This window comes from Subsaximicrobium wynnwilliamsii (genome assembly GCF_007997225.1).
GTDB classification, from domain to species: Bacteria; Bacteroidota; Bacteroidia; order Flavobacteriales; family Flavobacteriaceae; genus Psychroserpens; species Psychroserpens wynnwilliamsii.
This window is the reverse complement of sequence record NZ_VORM01000005.1, coordinates 180339-202799: the sequence shown is the minus strand read 5'-3', so window position 1 is coordinate 202799 and position 22461 is coordinate 180339. Positions and strand designations below refer to the sequence as shown.

Here is a 22461-nt window from a genome sequence, read left to right as displayed (position 1 = left end):
GTCTTAGTTCTTGATTTTAAGAGCGCAGCGCCTGCCTGCCGGTAGGATCTATATTCTTTTTTCTCATTGCCTTAATTCTGCCGGAAACCCCTCAACCACAATACCCCAAAGCTCTGGCAACACAAAATACACGAATAAAGTCAACACAATGATGGAAATCACATTCATCACAATCCCTTTGCTTACCATATCTGGAATGCGCAAATAGCCCGAACCAAAGACCACCGCATTGGGAGGCGTCGCCACAGGTAGCATAAATGCACAGGATGCTGCAACCGCTGCACCAACCATTAAGATAAATGGGTGTATGTCAACAGTGATTGCCATGGGTGCCAAAACGGGCAATAACATGGCAGTTGTGGCTAAGTTGGAGGTGATTTCAGTTAAAAAGTTGACTGCGGCAATCAACAGGAAAATCAATAAGATCGTGGTCACACCAGCGAATAAGGTCATCTGGCTGCCAATCCAAGCTGCGAGTCCGCTGCTCTCAAAACCTTGGGCCAAGGCCATGCCGCCACCAAATAACAAAATGATGCCCCAAGGTAATTTTACGGCTTCGTCCCAATTGATCAAACGCTCCTTTTTGTCCTTAGACGGAATCAGGAACAGTACAATTGCGAAAAAGACCGCAATGATGGTATCATCTAAAGCAGGCAAAAAGCCTTGCAACAAGAAGGAACGTGTAATCCAACAAAAGGCGGTTAGCGCAAAAATGATAGACACCAATTTCTCTTCATAACTAATATTCCCGAGGGCTTTTAGAAGCCGATTGATTTCCTGTGTTCCGCCGGGAAAAGTTTTCTGTTTAAATGTAAAGGCGACACTGGTAAGGTATTTCCAACAGATAAAAAGCAGCAACATAGAAATGGGAAACCCGAATATAAACCATTGCAAAAAAGTGATTTCATAGTTGTAAATATCATGCACAACGCCGGCCAAAACCAAATTGGGAGGAGTGCCAATGAGTGTCGCAATGCCACCAATGGAGGCACTGTAAGCAATGGCCAACATAAGCGCTTTGCCAAAAATCTCGTTTTCATCTTCGGCAGTATCAGGGTTGTCCTTTAGTTGTTTAATGATGGCGATACCAATGGGCAGCATCATCACAGAGGTTGCGGTATTACTAATCCACATCGATAAAAAAGCGGTCGCCACCATAAAACCCAAGATGATCTTGCGCACATCGCTACCTATGATCTTTATGATATTGAGTGCGATACGGCGGTGGAGATTCCATTTTTCGATGGTGATGGCAATAATGAACCCGCCTAGATATAAAAATACATATTTATGCCCAAAAGCGCTGGTGGTAGTGGAGAGCTCCAATCCGCCAGTCAAAGGAAACAGCACAATGGGCAATAGGGCAGTAATGGCAATGGGGATGGCCTCGGTAATCCACCAAACCGCAATCCAGGCGGTGGATGCCAATACGGCATTGGCTTCGGCTGAAAGGCCTTCCGGTTTGAAGAACAGTATAATCAAAACGAATAAAAGCGGACCCAATAGGAGGCCGATGCGTTTGGTAAGAGTCATGGATGGCTTTTTAAACAGACTAAGGTATTAAAATTAACCACAGACTAGAAGATTTTATTTGGCGCCAGTAATGTTCGTACATTATCGTGGCTGTTCCGCTTTTAGTAAAAACACTAAAATTTCGTCAATGACGACTTTGGCAGATTGGAGATCGATACGCCATTAGCACCAAGACCAACTATCTCAAATGCTTAGACCTTACCGGCAAAATCGCCTTTAAGTTTACGGAAGATAAAGTGTCGCCGATAGTATTGTTGCATAATTTGGAAGCAGTCGTTAAACAATTGCAACAGTTCAAAAACACAATCTCACGGGGGCTTAAACACATTTCTAGACCATGAAACCACTTCTAAATGGTTAGAAGGGCTTTCGACGCACCAGAATTTAGAGGCTGTGATTGATGCGGTTTTGGCTTAAGAAGACTTAAATTAACAACTAAACGCCAATTTGAACATGCATTGGACAAAAGATTGACGTACGCCAAGTGAAGCATAATTATGCGACGTTTTTATCGCTGTAATGTTTGATTTGATTCAATTCCGATGCTTTTGATTGCTGTCCTTCTTCGATGTCAAAATCATTTTGGAGACCGAGCCAGAATTTGGCTGAATTTCCAAAATACTTGCTCAATCGTAAAGCGGTGTCTGAAGTAATTCGGCGTTTTCCTTTTATAATTTCCGATATGCGCGTCTGCGGGATGCTCAAATCTTTTGAGAGTCGATAAGCGGTAATCTCTAAAGGCTCAAGAAATTCTTGATTTAATATTTTGCCAGGATGTATATTTGCTAATTTTTCCATGTTTTTGTGTCTTAATGGTAATCGATTATTTCTACTTGACTTGCATTTCCTTTTTCCCAAATGAAAATAATTCGTCATTGTTTATTGGTCTCAAATAGAGTTAAAACTATGTATTTTAGTGCATTTCGCTTTAGCTTCTAAAAATGCTTTGCCACGAATTTCACGAACCTGCCTGGCCGGTAGGTAGGTAGGTAGGTAGGTAGGTAGGTAGGTAGGTAGGTAGGTTTTCACGAAACCGCTTGTTATCTAAACGCGTTCACAGTGAGATACTATTCATTTCACGAATTCAACAGACTTTCAGTCTGTTTCAAAAAACCTATGAACTTAAAGGCCATAGTGATTTAGTAATCCAGATACTGTAAAAATCACTTAATTTTCCACTCAATTTTTCAAGCCGGTTTGATGGCGGAATTCTTAAATCTGCAATATCCTGGGAATTGTTCAGCATTCTCAATTTTCTTCGTCCTGTGTTTTGGATGTCAATTGGCAGTGTCTTGATTTTAACCCCGTTCCAAATGTTCTGGGTATTTTTTGAACCAAAGGATGTAATCATATCGTTTTATGTTACTAACGCCAAAAGTAAGTAAACTTGATCATTTTGAACTATTTTTTAGAAAATGATATCTATTAAGTGTTAACTAAAAATAAGGTTTAACTGCTTGACTAGGTATGTGTTCAGCATTAGGGGGTCAAACAAAAGCTACTTAGACTGCTGTATTTTTTTGACAATACTAAGTTCAAGTGATTTTAGATATTTTTGGAAAAATCAAATTAAAATTAAACCATACAATTTTTTTACCCAATTTAATCCCATCCTAATTATTTACGTACATTTAAGCAAACCAACAGATTATGCTGAAAAAAGTATTTGGGAGTGCGGTGTTTGGCGTTGAAGCCACAACAATTACTGTGGAAGTCAATGTAGATTCTGGAATTGGTTACCATTTGGTGGGACTTCCAGATAACGCCATAAAAGAAAGCAGTTTCCGTATCGCTGCAGCTTTGCAGAACAACGGTTATAAAATTCCCGGAAAGAAAATCATCATCAACATGTCTCCTGCCGATTTGCGTAAGGAAGGTTCTGCCTACGACCTCACTTTGGCCATTGGCATCCTCGTGGCCACCGATCAAATCAAGGCGGAAGAACTGGAAAAATACCTTATCATGGGCGAGTTGGCGCTCGACGGAAACCTACAACCCATTAGAGGTGCGCTTCCCATTGCTGTGAAAGCTAAGGAGGAGGGTTTTAAGGGATTTATCCTTCCGAAGCAAAACGCCAAGGAAGCCGCTATTGTTGACGGATTGGAAGTATATGGCGTCGAAAACATTTCTGAAGTCATCGGTTTTTTCGATAGAAACGAACCAATGGAACAAACCATCATCAACACCCGCGAAGAATTCTACAAAAATCTCGATTTTCCCGAACACGATTTTAGTGATGTCAAGGGTCAGGAAAGTATCAAACGTTGCATGGAAATTGCAGCCGCTGGCGGACATAACATCATTCTTATCGGGCCGCCGGGCGCGGGAAAAACCATGCTGGCAAAACGGTTGCCAAGCATTTTGCCACCCATGACCTTGCACGAAGCTTTGGAAACCACAAAAATTCATTCCGTCGTTGGGCGGGTTAAGGCACATACGGGATTGATGGCGCAGCGGCCGTTTAGGAGTCCACATCACACAATTTCGAACGTCGCCCTGGTTGGCGGCGGCAGTTACCCGCAACCGGGAGAAATTTCCTTATCACACAATGGGGTTCTGTTTTTGGATGAATTGCCAGAATTCAAACGTGAGGTGCTGGAAGTGATGCGGCAACCTTTGGAGGATAGGGAGGTAACCATTTCCAGAGCAAAGTTCACGGTCACTTATCCCTCGTCCTTTATGTTGGTGGCGAGTATGAACCCGAGTCCGAGTGGGTATTTCAACGATCCGGGGTCTCCTGTTACCTCGTCGCCAGCCGAAATGCAGCGTTATCTCAGCAAGATTTCTGGCCCTTTATTGGACCGTATCGATATCCATATTGAAGTCACGCCGGTTCCGTTTGAGAAATTGGCAGATGAGCGTAAGGGCGAGTCTTCAGTGGACATCAGAAAACGAGTGACTGCCGCCCGTGAGCTTCAGACCCTTCGCTTTGAAGATTCTGAAACCGTGCATTACAACGCCCAAATGAACACCAAGCAAATTAGAAAACATTGCAAACTCGATGACGCCTCCATGCAACTGCTAAAAACCGCTATGGAACGATTAAACCTTTCCGCAAGGGCTTATGACCGTATTTTAAAAGTCTCAAGAACCATTGCCGATTTGGAAGCTGCAAACGATATCAACGGATCGCACATTAGTGAGGCCATTCAATACAGAAGCATGGATCGGGAAGGCTGGCTGGGCTAAAATTCCTGCGCACCCGCCTACCGATAGGTAGGGGCAGGAGTCTCATGATGAACCCCTGAATTCCCGAACTTTACGGTGATAATTCAGAAACCATCATCAGTAAAAAATGGAATTAGTCAACTCAAATTCAGACCTAACAGGTTTTCAAAACCTGTTAGGTCTAAGCGAGAATCCCATTGAACGATTTCGCAATTCGATACTTTACGCAGCGAATTCAGAAACCCTCATCACTCAAAAAATCCCAGTTCACAGCAAACCAAGCCCAATTAATCAGTCTAAAATGACAATTCCATTCATTTCATGCTTCGTTACAGAACAATCAGTTCGCCATAACGAATGAGGTTTATTCAGCAACCAAAAACCGACAACACATAATTTATTTAGTTTTTAATTTCATTAGCTTTACGACATTTCGTGCCAAACCAGTCAGGTTTTCAAAACCTGAAAGGTTTAATCCACAACACCAATCAAAACGGAATGCGCTCAAGATGATTATCCAGACAGCCTAACTAAAATTCAAAAATGAAAAAACAATTGCTTCTTATCCTTCTAACACTTACACTTTTCAACTGCAATACTTCCGAAGAAAAGCAAACAACAGCTAATCAACAAAAACTTCAAATGGAAGTCGCCAAAACGCCTATAATCAATTTAGAACAAGCAAATCGCTTAGCGCAGTTACCACTCAATTGCATCCAAACCGAATACCCAAACAAGCTCAATCAAACCATCGGGAGTGAGGCCGATTTACAATCGCCCAAAACCTTGCATCCTGCGTTTTATGGTTGTTTTGATTGGCATTCTTCCGTGCATGGACATTGGAGTTTGGTTAACCTTTTGAAGCAGTTTCCAGAATTGGAAAATCGAGCAGCGATTGAGAAAATGCTTTTGGAAACTATGTCTGAAGCCAACATCAAAGCCGAAGTCGATTATTTCTACGGAAAGCACAATGCAACTTACGAGCGCACTTACGGTTGGGCCTGGCTGCTTAAACTTGCGGAAGAGCTGCATACCTGGGACGACCCACTGGCGAGACAGTTGGAGCAAAATCTACAGCCACTTACAGAGCTAATGGTTGCAAACTATGAAGCATTCCTTCCGAAGCTGAACTACCCAATTCGTGTTGGAGAGCATCCCAATACAGCCTTCGGACTCTCATTCGCCCACGATTATGCAACCACTGTTGGGAATTCACAATTAAAATCACTCATAGAGCAACGTGCAAAGGATTTTTATCTCAAAGATGCTGCCTGTCCCTTAAGTTGGGAGCCAAGCGGATTCGATTTCTTGTCGCCCTGCTTTGAGGAAGCTGCCTTGATGAAGCGGGTGCTTCCGATGGATGAATTTAAAAATTGGTTGTCCGATTTCCTTCCGCAGTTAAAAGATGAAAAATTTACACTAGATACTGGAAAAGTAAGTGATAGAACCGATGGAAAACTGGTGCATCTCGATGGCGTGAATTTCTCAAGGGCCTGGAGCCTAAACGAAATTTCGAGGGATTTGCCGGAGTATGCACATCTTCAAAATATCGCCAATCAACATATCAACTACTCATTGCCCAGCATTGTGGGCGATAGTTATGAAGGCGGTCACTGGTTGGGCAGTTTTGCACTTTATGCGCTAAATTCGGTAGCGCGTGATTAGAAACTGGTTTAAAAATATTGGCCCAGGACCCTTGGTTGCTGCTGCGTTTATTGGTCCAGGAACGGTTACAGTATGCACCTTGGCAGGCGTTAATTTTGGCTTTGCCTTGCTTTGGGCAATGTTGCTATCTATTCTGGCAACGGTGGTGCTGCAGGAAATGTCGGCACGTCTGGGCATTGTGTCGCAAAAAGGATTGTCGGAAGTCATAAGAACCGAAATCTCAAACCCAATTCTAAGAACCTTAGCCATTCTTCTCATTTTAGCTGCCATTGTCGTAGGAAACGCCGCTTACGAAGCAGGAAACATCAGTGGTAGCGTGTTGGGTTTGGAGACTTTAATAGGAAATCCCACATTGCAGATCGGCGCTTTAAAACTGAATGCATTGAGCCTCAGTATTGGCGTCATCGCTTTCGTAATACTCTATTTGGGAAATTATAAAATACTTGAAAGGGCACTCATTTCACTGGTCATAGTGATGAGTGTCGCGTTTTTGGTCACTGCGATCTTGACCAAGCCAGATTTAGGTTTGGTGCTTGAAGGCTTATTTGTTCCCAAGGTGTCCAGTGAGAGCATTTTAACCATTATTGCGCTGGTTGGCACTACGGTTGTACCTTATAACTTATTCTTGCATGCCTCACTGGTTAAGGAAAAATGGACTCAAACCTCTGATTTGAAATTCGCTCGAAAAGACACCATAATCGCAGTGGTTTTGGGAGGGGTTGTGTCAATGTGCATTATCATTTCTGCTGCAGCAATAAAAGATGCTCAGGTTGACAATGCCGCAGACCTGGCCAAAGGCTTAGAGCCATTTTTTGGCAATTACGCCTCATACTTTTTATCCGTTGGTCTCTTTGCAGCAGGCATTACCAGTGCCATTACAGCGCCTTTGGCTGCAGCTTATGTGGCGACGGGGTGTTTGGGCTGGGATTCTCAAATGACCTCCAAAGGTTTCAAAGCGGTTTGGATGTTCATTTTGGTTTTGGGCGTGCTATTTTCTTCAATAGGTTTTAAATCGATCGAAATCATCCAGTTTGCCCAAGTCGCCAACGGATTGTTACTACCAATCATCGCTGGATTTTTATTGTGGATCATGAACAAGTCGGCTGTTTTGGGTAAGTATAAAAACACAGCGATTCAAAATGTGTTTGGAATTCTTATCTTAGCGATAGCGCTCTTTTTGGGGGCGAAAAGTATTTTAAAGGTATTTGAATTGATCTAGAAGGCATGAATAGTAGCATTGACATCAATTGTGATTTAGGTGAAGGCATGGGCAACGAAGCTAGCATCATGCCCTTGATTTCGTCCTGCAACATTGCCTGTGGCGCTCATGCGGGCGATCTTGCAACTATGGAAACTGTGGTGGATTTGGCGCAAAGGCATCAGGTCAAGATTGGAGCGCATCCCTCATTTCCAGATAAAGCTAATTTTGGGCGCAAAGTCATGCAAATTCCTGCGGAAGAACTGCGGAAGAGTTTGACCTTTCAAATCGAAAGTTTGATGACGATTCTAAAACAGAAAAACGGAAACCTGCACCACGTCAAGCCTCATGGCGCTTTATACAATTTGGCAGCAAAAGACGAGGCAACAGCGAAAGTAGTGGTGGAGGTGGTCAAAGGTTTTGGCGGAAATTTCATCCTTTATGCGCCTTATCAATCGGTCATTGCCAAAGTTGCCAAGGCGCAGGGTGTTCCAGTCATGTTCGAGGCTTTTGCCGATAGGCATTATAATGCAGACTTATCTTTGGTGGCCAGAACTCACGAACAGGCGCTCATCCATAATCCGGACGAGATGTTTGCCCAGGTGTATCGCATGGTCTCTGAGGGAAAAGTAAGAACCCGCGATGGGGTAGAGGTGAGCATGAAAGCCGATACGTTTTGCGTGCATGGCGATGGCAAAAATGTTGTGGAAAATCTTGAGCATTTGCGAACTAAATTAATGGCACATCACATAACTATGTCTTGATGGAAAAAACTGATTTTAAACTGATTTATAAACGCTTTACTGAGCGCTCTATTTTGGTGCAATGGCCTCCAAAAATCAATCGCATTATTCTCGAAGATGTGCTAAACTTCAAAAATGAACTGCTTAAAAACAATGCTAAACAAATACTTCAAGTAGCTAACGCATATAATTCGATATTAATTACTTACCATGTCACTATTGACAACCTCAATACTGAAGTTTCAGCCCTAAAACAGATTTATGAGGCTTGTGTCTCTACTGAAAAAGGAGATACAAAACTATGGAACATCCCCGTGTGTTATCACGAACACTTCGGATTGGATTTGGCTGAAATTTCCGAGTTGAAAAAGCTATCCATTGCGGATATTATCAAGCGACATTCCGAAGCGATTTATACGGTTTATTTTATTGGGTTTTTACCCGGCTTTTTATACTTGGGCGGATTGGAGGAACAGCTTCATGTGCCGCGGAAATCAAAACCAAGACAACGCATCGAAAAAGGTGCGGTGGCGATTGGCGGTTCTCAAACTGGGATTTATCCCAATGCGAGTCCGGCAGGTTGGAATGTGATTGGCAATTGTCCGTTGGAACTATTTGATGTTAATAAGGAGCCACCTTGTTTTGCAAGAGCTGGCGACCAAGTACGGTTTTATCCAACAGATCTGGATGAACACGCTAAAATTTCCGAAGCCATAAAAAATGGAAGCTATAACCTAGAATTCGAAAATAGTGATGATTGAGCTCTTAAAAGCAGGTTTATACGACAGCATACAAGATTTAGGGCGCTTTAGCCTGCAGCAATTTGGTGTGCCATATTCTGGTGCGATGGATCAGTACTCGGCAAAACTCGCCAATTTGATTTTAGGAAACCACCATGATGCTGCGGTTTTGGAGTGGACGCTCTTGGGGCCAAACTTAAAATGCCATAGCAATGCTTTGATTTGTGTTACTGGCGCGGTTAGCGATTTGAAAATTAATAAACACGCTGTCAAACAAAATATGGCCTTGCGCATTCAAGCTGGCGATACCTTGACATTTGGTGCTGCGCAGAAGGGCTGTAGAGGGTATCTCGCGGTTTTGGGAGGCTTCCAAACCGAATTGGTCATGGGCAGTAGGAGTCAGTATGCCAATATTACAGCCGAATTCAGATTAAAAAAAGGAACGCGTTTGCCTATTAAGGAACAGACCTTGCCCAAACAATTGCAAAAAGCTTCGGTAAAAACACCGACTGCACATTTTGACACGAAGCTCATCGAGGTCTTCAAAGGCCCGGAATATGATGCCTTAAGCGAAACCCAGCAACGTGCGCTTACTTCCAAAACCTTTACAGTGTCAAAAGACAGCAACCGCATGGCTTATCAATTAAACGAGCACTTTGAAAATGAATTGGAACCCATATTCACTTCTCTGGTCTTACCGGGCAGCGTGCAATTAACGCCATCTGGGCAATTGGTGATTTTGATGCGCGACTGCCAAACCACGGGCGGTTATCCCAGAGTACTTCAGCTTAGCGAGCAAGCCATCGACCGACTGGCGCAAAAGAATATTGGGGCTGAGCTTCGGTTTGAGTTTTGAGCTTTGAGTCTTGAGCTTTGAGTTTTGAGCCTTGAGTCTTGAGCTTTGAGTTTTGAGCCTTGAGCTTTGAGTCTTGAGCTTTGAGTTGTGAGTGGTGAGTTTTGAGCCTTGAGCAAGTAAATTTTAGTCCTACGTCATTAGTCAAAGCGTCCTAAGTCAATTTAGTCTTACGTCTTATGTCATTTTTTAGTCCTACGTCCTAAGTCAATTTTTACTTCATTTCATAAGAAAACTCTTAAAATTTTAATACTTTAGTCGCGCAATTAATCAAACCAACCAATAATGAAAAATTTCGGATTACTTATTTTGGGCATCATCATCGGTGCCATTGCCATGTATTTTTATGTGCAACAAAACAGTTCAGACCTTGAGGGTGTGGACCCAACCGAGCCAAAAGGCTTGATTACCGCTGAAGAAGCCAAAACACTTGATCGCGCTTACGACCCGCGCTACAAATTAATTAGCGACTCCATCGTAACCCGTGAAGGTGGCGATAACCGCTCGTCTTGGTATGCTTTGGAAGAAGTAAGAACGTTTTTGGATTATGCTGAAGACCAGGCCAAGAAAAACAACTATACCATGAATGGCATTCGCATTTATTTAGGTGCTTATCCAGAATCTAACGAAGGCCAAGGCTACACCACCATGTTTATGATGCCAACGGGGTATAGTGCCAACCAGAACAAATCTGAAGGCAACTTGTTAGGGCTAAGTTTAAAAAGAGGTGATGATGGCGATATTCCTGGCGTTGGTGGATTGAACCACGGTTCAGAGGGGAAGCCTCCAGGTGCTAATTATCCTCAATAAAATTGCAAGGTGCAGGATTTTCTCATCAATAACGATGAATTTTTTACTAAGTTTTTTGAATTAGCTGCTGCCGTATCTGGTAGTATTTATTTAAATAAAACAAAGCATAAAACCATAAGAATATTTGTTTATTACTTATGGCTAACTGTGGTTGTGGAAACTTTAGGTGTTTATACTCAAATTTTGCAAAACAACTATGATTATGAGTGGTATATTGCTTTAAAAAATTCTGTGTTTTGCCCAAATACTTGGCTTTATAATATTTACTCTTTTTTAGCAATTGGACTGATTGGTATTTTTTACTCGGGCCTACTAAGCTCTAAAAAGTTTAAAATCATCATTCGAGGTTCGATAGTGGCTTATAGTCTATTTACAATTGTATTTTTCCTTCAAACAAATGCATTCTTCGTTATGAGTTTACCCTACAATATGTTGCTGGGAACAATGATTATTTGTGTTTTTGTGGTTTTGTACTTTTTGGAATTAATCAGGAGTGAGGTTTTGCTTAAATTTTACAAACTGCCATCTTTCTATATTAGTGTGGCATTGTTATTTTGGTATCTGTGTGTTGCACCTCTTTTTATATTTGGTAGTTATTATAGAGCTGTAAATACAGATTTCATTCAATTCAGAGTTTTATTATTACTCATTATTAATATCTTGACCTATTCATGTTTTTCATTCGGTTTTATCTATTCGCTTTACAAGAACAAGTAATCAAAGAGGAAGAAATAGCGCTCATTGGTTATATGACCATTGTAGTGCTGCTCTTATCTGCCATGGTTATTATTTTCTTTGTGACCTTTCAAAAACGAAAAAACAAACTGTTGTTAGATCAAATCGCGCAACAAAAAGCCTATGACGTTGAAATTGCCCGCACCCAGTCTGAAATCCAAGAGCAGACCTTAATGTACGTTGGCAGGGAATTGCACGATAATGTCGGGCAGATGCTGGTCTTGGCCAAAATGCAGTTGGGCATGCTCAACGCCAAGGTAGATACTAGTTTATCGGCCAGCTTTCAGGAGACCTCACAAATGGTGAGCGATAGTCTTGAAGAGGTGCGCGCGTTATCTAAATCCCTTAATAGTGAGGTGCTGCTCAATACTAGTTTGGTTGAAAGCCTTCAGAATGAGTTGGACCGCTTAAAACGTTTGGTGTTTTCTTCTGCGGAATTGATTATTAAAGGTGATCAAACAGCATTGCCCAACCGACCTCATGAACTTGTTTTATTCCGCATTTTACAGGAATTCTTTTCCAACAGCATGAAATATTCCGAAGCTGACGGAATTAAGGTCATTTTGGATTATCAAGAAACACAGCTTCTAATTACTGCCAGCGACAATGGCGTTGGATTTGATATCGCTTCCGCGGAAAAAGGCTCGGGGCTCATCAACATGGAACATCGAGCGCAACTGATTGGGGCGCAATTTGATTTGAAATCGAAACCGAATGAAGGGGTGCTGCTTGTGATCGCGTATGCTTTGGAATAGTTGTGATTGCGAGGCCTCTTGGTTCGTCATTGCGAGCCTGCCTGCCGGCATAGGCAGGGGAGGTACGACCGCGGCAATCTGCTGAATCAGAATCTAGATGCTATCATGAGATTGCTTCGTCGCCCAAAAGCTCCAAATCTTGCGATAGGCGGGCTCGCCATGACTGTACACGGTTCCTGAGATTGCTTCGTCGCCTAAATGCACCAAATCTTGCGATAGGCAGGCTCACAATGACTTGACTATACAGGCTCTCAATGGCCTTAGAGACAAGCATTCCAAACGGCATCTTCGGGCAAAGGCGCCTCAATATCAATGGCTTCATTAGAAACTGGATGCACGAACTGCAAACGCCTGGCGTGTAAACTGATGCTGCCATCGGGATTGCTTCGGTTGAAGCCATATTTCAAATCCCCTTTGATGGGCGACCCGATGCTGGCCAGTTGCACGCGTATTTGATGATGACGCCCAGTTTCCAAAGTGACTTCCAGCAAGGTATAATTGTCTAAGGTTTTTAGGGTGGTATAATGCAGAATGGCTTTTTTCCCGTCGGAAATTTCCTTGTGATGTGCCGCCGATTTATTGTTCTTGGGATTCTTTTTCAGCCAATGCAGCAAGGTGTCTTCCGTTTTCACTGGCGGATTTTTGACAATGGCCCAATAGGTCTTGTTCGTTTTTTTTTCAGCAAAGAGCTTATTGAGTCGTGGTAAGGCTTTACTGGTCTTGGCAAACATCACGATGCCTGTGGTTGGGCGGTCCAAACGGTGCACCACGCCCAAATAGACCTTGCCGGGTTTGTTGTACTTATCCTTAATATAACTTTTAACGACTTCGCTCAAAGGTTTATCGCCAGTCTTGTCGCCCTGCACAATATCCCCAGCGCGCTTATTCACGATGATGATGTGGTTGTCTTCGTAAAGGACTTGTAAATTATTTTTATCTGAATGTTTAACCACGAATTTAGACACGAATTTCACTAATTATCACTAATTAAAACGAACCTGCCTACCGTTTTTCAGGTAGGTTGAAACGAATTATAACGAATCTGGTTACCGTTTTTCAGGTTGGTTAACACGAATATGTTATCCGTTGTTATCTTAAGTTTCAAATGCTAAGAAGGAATGAATAGGTTGTAATTTACTAAACAGTCTTCATCTTCATCTTCACCTTCATCTTCAGTTCAAGTTCAAGTTCATCTTCATCTTCATCTTCATCTTCGTCTTCGTCTTCAGTTCAAGTTCATCTTCATCTTCAATTTCATCTTCAGTTCAAGTTCAAGTTCAAGTTCAATTTCAATTTCATCTTCATCTTCATCTTCATCTTCATCTTCATCTTCATCTTCATCTTCGTCTTCGTCTTCGTCTTCAGTTCAAGTTCATCTTCGTCTTCATCTTCATCTTCAGTTCAAGTTCAAGTTCAAGTTCAATTTCAATTTCATCTTCATCTTCATCTTCATCTTCGTCTTCGTCTTCGTCTTCAGTATTGCTCCGAATCACTGGGAAAATCCACCGTTTTCACATCATCCACGTATTGGGAAATGGCAGTGGTCATATCGTCGTAGAGATTCATGTAGCGTCGCAAAAATCGCGGTTGGAACTCGTAAGTCATGCCAATCATATCGTGTAGAACCAGTACTTGTCCGTCAACACCATTGCCAGCGCCAATGCCAATGACTGGGATAGAGACACTTTTGGCCACTTCTTCTGCCAATTTTGCAGGAATTTTCTCCAGAACAAGCGCGAAGCAACCCGCTTTTTCCAGCATGAGCGCATCATCCTTAAGGCGTTGTGCTTCTTCCTCTTCTTTGGCACGAACGGTGTAAGTCCCAAATTTATAGATGGATTGCGGCGTTAAGCCCAAATGGCCCATCACGGGAATGCCAGCATTCAGAATACGCTTGATGGATTCCTTGACTTCCTTGCCGCCTTCCATCTTAACCGCATGTCCGCCAGATTCCTTCATGATTCTAATGGCAGAACGCAAGGCTTCTTTGGGGTCACTTTGGTAACTTCCGAAGGGGAGATCAACCACTACCAGCGCTCGTTCTGTAGCTCTTACCACCGAGGAGGCATGATAAATCATTTGGTCTAAGGTAATGGGCAAAGTGGTTTCATGGCCAGCCATCACGTTGCTTGCTGAATCGCCCACCAAAATCACGTCCACACCAGCGCCATCCACAATTTTGGCCATGGTATAATCGTAAGCAGTGAGCATGGAAATTTTTTCGTGGTTTTGTTTCATCTCCACCAAGGATTTCACGGTAATTCTCTTATAGTCTTTTTTTGCGGTTGACATGTGTTGTTTTTATATGAATTGTAAAAATACAGTGTTTTTAATGAATTCAAGGTTCAATATTCAAGGTTCAAGGTTTTGCCACGAATTTCACGAACCTGTAGGCCCGGTAGGTTGGTTTTCACGAACCTGTATGACCAGTAGGTTGGTTCACTCGCTCCCTGAAATTGCATGCGTAAATTGGTCACCAAAAATTTCACGAATTCAACAGACTTTCAGTCTGTTTAAGAAAACCTATGGCACTATAATCCTTAGTGGTTTAGTTCGAAATACTAACAAACATCCATGTGAGTGAATCTCCGCGCCTTTGCGCCCCTGCCTGCCGGCAGGTTTGCGAGAATTCAACGCTTTGACTTAAAATTAACAATCGGATAAATGCACCCCAACGGCCAAGCCACCTTCACTGGTTTCCTTATATTTAGAGCTCATGTCTTTTGCGGTTTCCCACATGGTTTGCACCACTTTGTCCAAAGGCACTTTTACGTTTTTTGGGTCGGTGTCTAACGCCAATTCGGCAGCATTTATGGCTTTGATGGCGCCCATGGAGTTGCGTTCAATACACGGGATTTGCACTAGGCCACCAATGGGGTCGCAGGTAAGGCCAAGGTGGTGTTCCATAGCAATTTCTGCAGCGACCAAAACCTGTTCTGGCGTACCGCCCAGCAATTCGGTAAGCGCAGCAGCAGCCATGGCAGAGGAAACGCCAATTTCAGCTTGACAACCACCCATGGCCGCCGAAATCGTAGCCCCTTTTTTAAAGATGCTCCCAATCTCGCCAGCCACCAATAGGAATTTTTTGACATGCTCAAAAGTGGCTTCATGGTTTTCAATGGTCATATAATACATCAATACCGCAGGAATCACACCGGCACTTCCGTTGGTGGGGGCTGTGACCACGCGACCCAAAGAGGCGTTCACTTCGTTGACCGACAAAGCAAAACAGCTAACCCATTTTAGGATTTGTCTGAATTTGACTTCATTGTTTCTGATGCTTTCCAACCATTCCAAAGGCGTTTCATAAGGGACATCGTTGTTTATTAAATTCTTATGCATATCAAAAGCACGACGACGCACATTAAGTCCGCCAGGAAGATGGCCTTCGGTATGGCAGCCCACGTACATACATTCCAACATGGTGTTCCAGATGCGCTCAAGTTCAAAATCAATAGTCGCTTCATCCCGAATGGATTTCTCGTTTTCCAAAACCACACCCGAAACGGGCAAGTTCAACTGCTTGCAGAACTCCAACAATTTCACGCCATTTTCAACAGGGTAGGGGAAGGTGCAATAGAAAATGATTTTATTCATTTTAGAGATCTTCCGCTCTTCCTGCACTACGAAGCCGCCCCCAATGGAATAATAGGTTTCCTTGTAGTGTCGTCCATTAATGGTTGCGGTAAAAATCATTCCATTAGAATGAAAGGGGAGGAATTTTTTATTGAAAACAATATCGGCTTTGGCGTCGAAGGCGACCTTCCGCTCATTATTGAGCATTAGCGAGTTACTGTTCTTTATGGAAGAAATAATGACATCAATGGTATCTACAGGAATGTGTTCGGGATCGGCACCACTAAGGCCCAGCATGACCGCAAGATCGGTGGCATGCCCTTTCCCGGTAAGGGACAGGGAACCGTAAAGATCGACCTGGATGTGTTCCAACTTATCAAAACGTTTGGTCTCTTTAAGTTTCTTGATCCAACGTTCTGCAGCCCGCCAAGGACCGAGTGTATGTGAGCTGGACGGACCAACTCCAATTTTAAGCATATCAAAAACCGAAATACATTCCATTTGCGCAATCGTTTAAGTGAGCCAACAAAGATACAGTTTAGACCTTAAGAAAAAAGCCATTCGCCGTCTTTGCCAAATCTTTGCTGAAATTGAAATTATATTTTCAAGATCTTCTTGGAAACTGTTTTAGAATCGATGTTTAATGTTAAGTAATACAAGCCCGACTGTAAATTATTTAGTGCCAGTTCTTGATTGTTGTTTACCAATCCATTCAATAGCAGTTGGCCTTGCATGTTATAGATCTTGTATGCCATTGGCGTATTTGAAGATCGATTGTGTTGCAGTTTGATTTTGCTGGAAAATGGATTAGGATAAACCGTGATTGAAGAGGTGTTCAAATCCTTATTGCCAGTTGATAATGTCACTGAAGATAAGGCACAAACCGCGTCAATATCTGCTCCAGGCGTGGTGCCACCGCAAGATCCGTCTGGTATATCTTTAATCTCAATGGCATCAAATCGCAAAGTGCCTGCTTCAAAACCCATCAACACATCGTCTATGTCAATGCCATTTGTTGCGCCACCTATAGCACCGAATTCATAAAACCCGTCTGAATCAACATCGGGAACACCACTGTTGATCAATTGGGTTTCGGTATAATCGTCTGCAGGTCTCAATGCAATATCGCTGGCTTCAACCGAAGGCCCCACTTCAAAGACCCAAACATCAATACCACTATTGCCAGAGTTGGCCAATAGGTTATTTGTGAAGCCCAATTTTATAAATCCCCCTTGACCCAAAGCGACAAAAGTAGGAGAATCATTGGTACTGCCATCGTAATCACTCATACCTAAGGCGCCTTCTGGTTCTGGATCCACAAAAGCACAGCCAGATTGAAATTCGATAAGCTCATCGGCAAACGTGATGCCTTCGGTGCATATTTGGCAGGCTTGACCTGAGAATCCCAAGCAATCCTCATCAATGCAATCAATGCGCCCATCGCCATCATTATCAATGCCATCAGCACAAGCGATTGCATTATTTTCTGCGGTAAATTCTTGAGCATAACTTAAACTCATAAACACCAGACACACTAAAGTCATAACGGATTTAAAAACGTCTTTCCCCATAATTTATAAATTAAAAAACTGATTAATAGCGATTTAAGTTAGCGAAAAAAAATCAGCAGAAAAAATGTTTTTAAGTGTATTGCATGGACTAGCAGAAATAAAAATTCTGGTCTGAAATTTTTCAGATTCAATTTGAGTGCATCAAGTTTTATTAGATGCTTTATTAGTGCAAAATTTCAAAATAGCCTTCCTGCATTAAAATTTGGTTTGACGACAGAGCTCCAATTATGGATCGATTAAACCGAAGAAATTTTCGGCCATGGTTTAAATGAAAAAAGTCCGAAAATTAACTTTTTCGGACTTTTGCGTGTATTATTTAATTTTTTTTAGAGCGTTTTAAATTCTGTAATATTCACAGCTTCCATAACATTATCAATATTTGAGGTGTCTAGACCATTAATAGCATCTGCTGGTAATATCACTATTCTAAAAATTTGATTTTGAGTAAAGTCAGCATCCAAAGTTGAAAGATCAAAATTGCCATCTATCAATAATTTAACATCGGCAAAAGTATGGTTAAAAACATATTGAATAACATCGTTATCATTAAGAAAAAAGTTTTGGGGTAATGGTGACCAAGCATCAGTAGCTTGTCCGTCAATAGTAACAACTTCATCTAATCGATATACTAATACAACATCACTGTCAAGTATGTCATAAGGTAGAGAAACTTCAACTTCTTGTAAACCAGAATCATTGAAGTACTGAAAATTAATAGGTGGTGTTTCAAATGATAAAGCAGCATATTCATCTGCATTTATTCCATTAAAACCTGGAGGTCCTGGAGGGCCTTGATCGCCTTCACAGGCTGTAAATAAAAGAGCAGTAATAGCTACTAAGGATAAGATCTTCTTCATGATGATTTTTTTTTGTTTAGGGTAAAATTACGATTCGTTTTCAAGAACAGCCATAATCATGCCGAAGTTTTTCAGATGAATCTGACAAGGTGTCAGATTGTTTTGACTGGCACAAAGATTGACATAAGCTAACCGAAATTAATCATGAACATCACGTTTCCGTAGAAATCGGAGACAGATAATAATTAAACATAAAATTATGAGTAAAATAATTGGAATTGATTTAGGGACAACCAACTCATGTGTTTCCGTAATGGAAGGTAATGAGCCGGTTGTAATTCCCAATGCAGAAGGTAAGCGCACCACGCCATCAGTAATCGCTTTTGTTGAAGGCGGTGAAATCAAAGTGGGTGATCCAGCAAAACGTCAAGCGGTAACCAATCCCATAAACACGGTCTATTCGATCAAGCGTTTTATGGGTAACAAATATTCTGAATCCAAAAAAGAAGCAGAACGCGTACCTTACAAAGTAGTGAAAGGTGATAATGATACGCCAAGAGTTGATATTGACGGTCGTTTGTACACACCTCAGGAATTATCGGCCATGATTCTTCAGAAAATGAAGAAAACTGCTGAAGATTATTTGGGACATGAAGTGACTGAAGCGGTAATTACCGTACCGGCTTACTTCAATGATTCTCAACGTCAAGCCACAAAAGAAGCTGGTGAGATCGCAGGATTAAAAGTACGTCGTATCATCAACGAGCCTACAGCAGCAGCTTTGGCTTACGGGATGGACAAAAAAGGAATCGATCAAAAAATCGCAGTATTTGATTTTGGTGGTGGTACACATGATGTATCCATATTAGAATTGGGCGATGGTGTATTTGAAGTATTAGCTACAGATGGTGATACCCATTTGGGTGGTGATGATGTGGATGAGAAAATCATTGACTGGTTGGCCGATGAGTTTAAAGCAGATGAAGATATTGATTTGCGTAAAGACCCAATGGCATTGCAACGTTTAAAAGAAGCTTCAGAAAAAGCGAAGATTGAATTATCATCTTCCGCACAAACCGAAATCAACCTGCCTTATGTCACTGCAACGGCGAGCGGACCAAAACACTTGGTGCGTACCTTGACCCGTTCAAAATTTGAGCAATTGATTGATGATTTGGTAAAAAGAACCATTGAGCCTTGCCAAAAAGCATTGAAAGCTGCAGGTCTTACTAAAAGTGATATTGACCAAGTGATCTTGGTGGGTGGATCTACACGTATTCCAGCAGTACAGCAAGCAGTAGAGAAATTCTTCGGAAAAGCACCAAGTAAAGGGGTTAATCCAGATGAAGTGGTATCTCTAGGTGCAGGGATCCAAGGTGGTGTATTGACAGGTGATGTGAAAGACGTTCTTTTATTAGACGTGACGCCATTGTCTTTAGGTATTGAAACCATGGGTAATGTAATGACCAAATTGATTGAGGCAAATACAACGATTCCTACCAAGAAATCACAAGTATTCTCAACAGCAGCCGACAATCAGCCTTCCGTGGAAATCCACGTTTTGCAAGGCGAGCGTCCAATGGCAGCAGACAATAAAACAATTGGTCGTTTCCATTTAGACGGATTGCCACCAGCACAAAGAGGCACACCTCAAATTGAAGTGACCTTTGATATTGATGCCAATGGGATCATTAAAGTGTCGGCTACGGATAAAGCGACTAATAAAACACAGGATATTAGAATTGAAGCGTCTTCTGGTTTAACTGAAGAGGAAATCAATAAGATGAAGCAAGATGCAGAAGCAAATGCTGATGCCGATGCCAAAGCGAAGGAAACCGCAGATAAATTGAACCAAGCCGATGCCATGATTTTCCAAACCGAAAGTCAGCTGAAGGAATTTGGTGATAAATTATCAGACGATAAGAAAACGCCAATTGAAGAAGCGCTCAAAGAGTTGAAGGAAGCTTATGCAACTAAAGACATTGCAGTGATTGATCCAGCCTTGGAGAAAATCAACGAAGCATGGAAAGTAGCTTCAGAAGAAATGTACAAAGCACAAGCAAGTGATGCCCAAAACGGCGGAGATGAGCCAGCAGATGATGCAGGTGCAAACGAAGACGGAAAAGCAGATAGCGACGTGGAAGACGTTGATTTTGAAGAAGTGAAGTAAGCAGAGAGCCAATTTTCGCCAAAAGCGAAAATTGTGCGAATCGCTTATGCCCACGCAGGTGGGCATCCCAGAGAGCCAATTTTCGCCAAAAGTGAAAATTGTGCGAATCGCTTATGCCCACGCAGGTGGGCATCCCAGAGAGCCAATTTTCGCCAAAAGCGAAAATTGTGCGAATCGCTTAGGCCTGCGCAGGTGGGCATAAAAGCAAACGCTTCGCAACTAATTTTTAAAGAACGCAATCATTTTAAAAAAATGGTTGCGTTTTTTTTGTTTACCACTTCAAAGTGTTCAGGCTAGTCTAAGGTAATCTCGTGGAAATCTTTTGATGTTTGGCTTTAAGAATTGCCTTTCCGGATACGTTTAAACATCGTGTGAATCGCAAAAGTATGTGGAAAAGTAACCGCTGCTAAAAACGAAAAGAACAAGGCATAAAAAATATCCATGGATTTAAATACAAAATAGAAAGCCACCATGGCAACGACCGAAATCAACCAATAGGGGAACGCTGCTTTTGTATAAGCCAGTGCATTCTTTGTATTGAAATCCTTATAAACAAAAGTAATTTGATCGTAAAGTGAAGGGAGGCTGTGCCAAAAAATAAAATAGATGGCAAAACCCCAAATTAGCGATGAGATCTTAAAAATGATCGAAAACACAAGTAGATAGAGTAGTTCTTCAATTCCGTTTTTACGAAAATTCTTCTGCTTAAACGCTAGATAGCCGGTAATGGCCAAAAACATCAGACTTATGATTATAAAGCCATATTCCAAAATTTTCGGCGAGAATTGGTAGCTTGAAATGCTGTAAACAATTTGGAGCACTTCCGTAGCATTCAATACAAATAACAAAGCCAGTACAAATAGGCCGTAAATTCCGAAGAACAGTTTCTTAATCCATACAGGGCTGTTTAGAGTGGAACGCTCCCAATGTTGTTCACCAAAATGATAGGCACTAAAAACAATAAATACACTAAGTGCCCACAAGGGAATCACTAAAAACAGTGAGAATACCAAGATTACCAAACCTATATAAATGGCCAGAATTATAAAATGCGTGCTTTTTCCTTTGCGCAAGGCCATTTTGTCAAAAAGCAACAAATCATTTGCTCCATGCAGGATTCCGAAGGAAAATATCAGTATGAATCCGCACACCGTCTCCAAATCACTCGCTAACAATGAGGCCAGCCATAAACATACAAAACTGGATACAATTGAGATATTCCTAGTCTTAACGGTCATAGATTAAGTTTTTTGTAAAAATAGAATATTTTTTATGGTAATATATGATTAGTTTTGTTTAACTTTATTGAAAATTAACTAAACAATCTATTAATTAAAACAAATCTTATGAAAACAATGTTTTTATTTGCTGAAGTCAGCACAAAACTAGATCCAACAGATTATGTAGGATTTACCTTTTTCGTGGGCAGTATGGCTATGATGGCTGCTTCTGCTTTTTTCTTTCTATCGCTTAGCCAATTTGATCGCAAGTGGAGAACTTCCATTTTGGTATCTGGCCTAATCACTTTTATTGCAGCAGTACATTATTTTTACATGAGAGATTACTGGTTTGCCAATGTCGAATCACCAACCTTTTTCAGGTACGTAGATTGGCTCTTGACTGTACCATTGATGTGTGTTGAGTTTTACTTGATACTCAAAGTAGCTGGTGCGAAAACATCGTTGATGTGGAAATTGATTGCCGCATCGGTAGTTATGTTGGTCACTGGGTATTTTGGTGAAGCAGTTTACATGGATCAAGCAGCATTTTGGGGTGGTGTCTCCGGATTAGCTTATTTCTACATTGTTTATGAAATATGGCTTGGGAGTGCTAAAAAATTGGCTGTTGCCGCTGGAGGCAATATCCTTACCGCTCACAAAATACTATGCTGGTTCGTGCTCGTAGGTTGGGCCATTTATCCATTAGGATACATGCTTGGCACCGACGGATGGTACACTAGCCTTATAGGTACTGGAAGTGTGGATGTGGTGTATAACATTGCAGATGCCATCAACAAGATTGGATTTGGATTGGTTATCTATGCTTTGGCAACTAAAATGCAGGTAACACAAACACACAATGCTTAACTTTTAAATTTGCTCTAAATTGAAAAAGCGTGATCTCCTTTTAAAGGGGGTCACGTTTTT

Annotated in this window: 21 protein-coding genes; 11 read left to right on the top strand and 10 right to left on the bottom strand. The window is 41.7% G+C overall.

Annotation, left to right across the window (positions count from 1 at the left end):
* Positions 1–63: 63 nt before the first annotated feature.
* From ESY88_RS06725 to ESY88_RS06710, 3 genes are all read right to left on the bottom strand, one after another.
* Complete coding sequence (locus ESY88_RS06725) at positions 64–1533, bottom strand: SLC13 family permease (RefSeq protein WP_147085759.1); 1470 nt, start codon at positions 1531–1533, stop codon at positions 64–66.
* Between the two features lie 495 nt (positions 1534–2028).
* Positions 2029–2331 (bottom strand): HigA family addiction module antitoxin, encoded by a 303-nt coding sequence (locus tag ESY88_RS06720; protein WP_147085758.1) that lies wholly within the window; start codon positions 2329–2331, stop codon positions 2029–2031.
* Positions 2332–2647: 316 nt separating this feature from the next.
* A complete protein-coding gene (locus ESY88_RS06710) occupies positions 2648–2884 on the bottom strand; it encodes a type II toxin-antitoxin system RelE/ParE family toxin (protein ID WP_147085757.1) in 237 nt (78 codons plus the stop codon).
* Positions 2885–3183: 299 nt separating this feature from the next.
* On the opposite strand from ESY88_RS06710, the gene ESY88_RS06705 reads away from it, so the two are divergent.
* The 9 genes from ESY88_RS06705 to ESY88_RS06660 all read left to right on the top strand — a co-directional run bounded on the left by ESY88_RS06705 (position 3184) and on the right by ESY88_RS06660 (position 12200).
* Positions 3184–4722, top strand: a complete 1539-nt coding sequence (locus ESY88_RS06705; RefSeq protein ID WP_147085756.1) for a YifB family Mg chelatase-like AAA ATPase — start codon at positions 3184–3186, stop codon at positions 4720–4722.
* Between the two features lie 522 nt (positions 4723–5244).
* Positions 5245–6366: a DUF2891 domain-containing protein gene (locus tag ESY88_RS06700; RefSeq protein WP_147085755.1), complete on the top strand. Its 1122-nt coding sequence runs from the start codon at positions 5245–5247 to the stop codon at positions 6364–6366.
* Complete coding sequence (locus tag ESY88_RS06695; RefSeq protein WP_147085754.1) at positions 6359–7585, top strand: Nramp family divalent metal transporter; 1227 nt, start codon at positions 6359–6361, stop codon at positions 7583–7585. The genes ESY88_RS06700 and ESY88_RS06695 overlap by 8 nt, the downstream gene beginning before the upstream one ends.
* Before the next feature lie 5 nt (positions 7586–7590).
* Positions 7591–8328 carry a 5-oxoprolinase subunit PxpA gene (pxpA, locus tag ESY88_RS06690; RefSeq protein WP_147085753.1) on the top strand — a complete coding sequence of 246 codons (738 nt, stop codon included), beginning with the start codon at positions 7591–7593 and terminating at the stop codon, positions 8326–8328.
* Positions 8328–9068: a 5-oxoprolinase subunit PxpB gene (gene pxpB / locus ESY88_RS06685; protein ID WP_147085752.1), complete on the top strand. Its 741-nt coding sequence runs from the start codon at positions 8328–8330 to the stop codon at positions 9066–9068. The genes pxpA and pxpB overlap by 1 nt, the downstream gene beginning before the upstream one ends.
* A complete protein-coding gene (locus ESY88_RS06680) occupies positions 9061–9903 on the top strand; it encodes a 5-oxoprolinase subunit C family protein (protein ID WP_147085751.1) in 843 nt (280 codons plus the stop codon). Before pxpB ends, ESY88_RS06680 begins: the two co-directional genes overlap by 8 nt.
* Positions 9904–10185: 282 nt before the next feature.
* Complete coding sequence (locus ESY88_RS06670) at positions 10186–10710, top strand: hypothetical protein (protein ID WP_147085749.1); 525 nt, start codon at positions 10186–10188, stop codon at positions 10708–10710.
* Positions 10711–10719: 9 nt separating this feature from the next.
* Entirely contained in the window at positions 10720–11427 is a 708-nt protein-coding gene (locus tag ESY88_RS06665; protein WP_147085748.1) for a hypothetical protein, read from the top strand.
* Positions 11382–12200, top strand: coding sequence for a sensor histidine kinase (locus tag ESY88_RS06660; RefSeq protein ID WP_147085747.1), 819 nt, complete (start codon positions 11382–11384; stop codon positions 12198–12200). Before ESY88_RS06665 ends, ESY88_RS06660 begins: the two co-directional genes overlap by 46 nt.
* Positions 12201–12460: 260 nt before the next feature.
* Here ESY88_RS06660 and ESY88_RS06655 read toward each other — a convergent pair whose 3' ends face one another.
* The 6 genes from ESY88_RS06655 to ESY88_RS06630 all read right to left on the bottom strand — a co-directional run bounded on the left by ESY88_RS06655 (position 12461) and on the right by ESY88_RS06630 (position 18204).
* Positions 12461–13153 carry an RluA family pseudouridine synthase gene (locus tag ESY88_RS06655; protein WP_394343949.1) on the bottom strand — a complete coding sequence of 231 codons (693 nt, stop codon included), beginning with the start codon at positions 13151–13153 and terminating at the stop codon, positions 12461–12463.
* Positions 13154–13561: 408 nt separating this feature from the next.
* Entirely contained in the window at positions 13562–13693 is a 132-nt protein-coding gene (locus ESY88_RS21675; protein ID WP_262713084.1) for a hypothetical protein, read from the bottom strand.
* A complete protein-coding gene (panB, locus tag ESY88_RS06645) occupies positions 13674–14492 on the bottom strand; it encodes a 3-methyl-2-oxobutanoate hydroxymethyltransferase (protein WP_147085745.1) in 819 nt (272 codons plus the stop codon). The genes ESY88_RS21675 and panB overlap by 20 nt, the downstream gene beginning before the upstream one ends.
* 357 nt (positions 14493–14849) lie before the next feature.
* Positions 14850–16277 (bottom strand): L-serine ammonia-lyase, encoded by a 1428-nt coding sequence (locus ESY88_RS06640; protein ID WP_147085744.1) that lies wholly within the window; start codon positions 16275–16277, stop codon positions 14850–14852.
* 95 nt (positions 16278–16372) lie between these two features.
* Complete coding sequence (locus ESY88_RS06635; RefSeq protein WP_189702540.1) at positions 16373–17320, bottom strand: T9SS type A sorting domain-containing protein; 948 nt, start codon at positions 17318–17320, stop codon at positions 16373–16375.
* A gap of 353 nt (positions 17321–17673) precedes the next feature.
* Entirely contained in the window at positions 17674–18204 is a 531-nt protein-coding gene (locus ESY88_RS06630) for a collagen-like protein (RefSeq protein ID WP_147085742.1), read from the bottom strand.
* Between the two features lie 199 nt (positions 18205–18403).
* Between ESY88_RS06630 and dnaK the strand changes: the two genes are divergently transcribed.
* Positions 18404–20314 (top strand): molecular chaperone DnaK, encoded by a 1911-nt coding sequence (dnaK, locus tag ESY88_RS06625; protein ID WP_147085741.1) that lies wholly within the window; start codon positions 18404–18406, stop codon positions 20312–20314.
* A gap of 335 nt (positions 20315–20649) precedes the next feature.
* On the opposite strand, the gene ESY88_RS06620 is transcribed toward dnaK, so the two are convergent.
* Complete coding sequence (locus ESY88_RS06620; protein WP_147085740.1) at positions 20650–21552, bottom strand: Brp/Blh family beta-carotene 15,15'-dioxygenase; 903 nt, start codon at positions 21550–21552, stop codon at positions 20650–20652.
* A 108-nt stretch (positions 21553–21660) separates the two neighbouring features.
* Here ESY88_RS06620 and ESY88_RS06615 point away from each other — a divergent pair, with 108 nt between their 5' ends.
* On the top strand, positions 21661–22401 hold the full coding sequence (locus ESY88_RS06615; RefSeq protein ID WP_147085739.1) for a bacteriorhodopsin-like: 741 nt from the start codon (positions 21661–21663) through the stop codon (positions 22399–22401).
* Positions 22402–22461: the final 60 nt, after the last annotated feature.

Bases quoted from the DNA above. Each gene is read 5' to 3' on its own strand.
- ESY88_RS06725 (WP_147085759.1), bottom strand. From the start codon at position 1,533: ATGACTCTTACCAAACGCATCGGCCTCCTATTGGGTCCGCTTTTATTC.
- ESY88_RS06720 (WP_147085758.1), bottom strand. From the start codon at position 2,331: ATGGAAAAATTAGCAAATATACATCCTGGCAAAATATTAAATCAAGAA.
- ESY88_RS06710 (WP_147085757.1), bottom strand. From the start codon at position 2,884: ATGATTACATCCTTTGGTTCAAAAAATACCCAGAACATTTGGAACGGG.
- ESY88_RS06705 (WP_147085756.1), top strand. From the start codon at position 3,184: ATGCTGAAAAAAGTATTTGGGAGTGCGGTGTTTGGCGTTGAAGCCACA.
- ESY88_RS06700 (WP_147085755.1), top strand. From the start codon at position 5,245: ATGAAAAAACAATTGCTTCTTATCCTTCTAACACTTACACTTTTCAAC.
- pxpA (WP_147085753.1), top strand. From the start codon at position 7,591: ATGAATAGTAGCATTGACATCAATTGTGATTTAGGTGAAGGCATGGGC.
- pxpB (WP_147085752.1), top strand. From the start codon at position 8,328: ATGGAAAAAACTGATTTTAAACTGATTTATAAACGCTTTACTGAGCGC.
- ESY88_RS06680 (WP_147085751.1), top strand. From the start codon at position 9,061: ATGATTGAGCTCTTAAAAGCAGGTTTATACGACAGCATACAAGATTTA.
- ESY88_RS06670 (WP_147085749.1), top strand. From the start codon at position 10,186: ATGAAAAATTTCGGATTACTTATTTTGGGCATCATCATCGGTGCCATT.
- ESY88_RS06660 (WP_147085747.1), top strand. From the start codon at position 11,382: ATGTTTTTCATTCGGTTTTATCTATTCGCTTTACAAGAACAAGTAATC.
- panB (WP_147085745.1), bottom strand. From the start codon at position 14,492: ATGTCAACCGCAAAAAAAGACTATAAGAGAATTACCGTGAAATCCTTG.
- ESY88_RS06640 (WP_147085744.1), bottom strand. From the start codon at position 16,277: ATGGAATGTATTTCGGTTTTTGATATGCTTAAAATTGGAGTTGGTCCG.
- ESY88_RS06635 (WP_189702540.1), bottom strand. From the start codon at position 17,320: ATGACTTTAGTGTGTCTGGTGTTTATGAGTTTAAGTTATGCTCAAGAA.
- ESY88_RS06630 (WP_147085742.1), bottom strand. From the start codon at position 18,204: ATGAAGAAGATCTTATCCTTAGTAGCTATTACTGCTCTTTTATTTACA.
- dnaK (WP_147085741.1), top strand. From the start codon at position 18,404: ATGAGTAAAATAATTGGAATTGATTTAGGGACAACCAACTCATGTGTT.
- ESY88_RS06620 (WP_147085740.1), bottom strand. From the start codon at position 21,552: ATGACCGTTAAGACTAGGAATATCTCAATTGTATCCAGTTTTGTATGT.
- ESY88_RS06615 (WP_147085739.1), top strand. From the start codon at position 21,661: ATGAAAACAATGTTTTTATTTGCTGAAGTCAGCACAAAACTAGATCCA.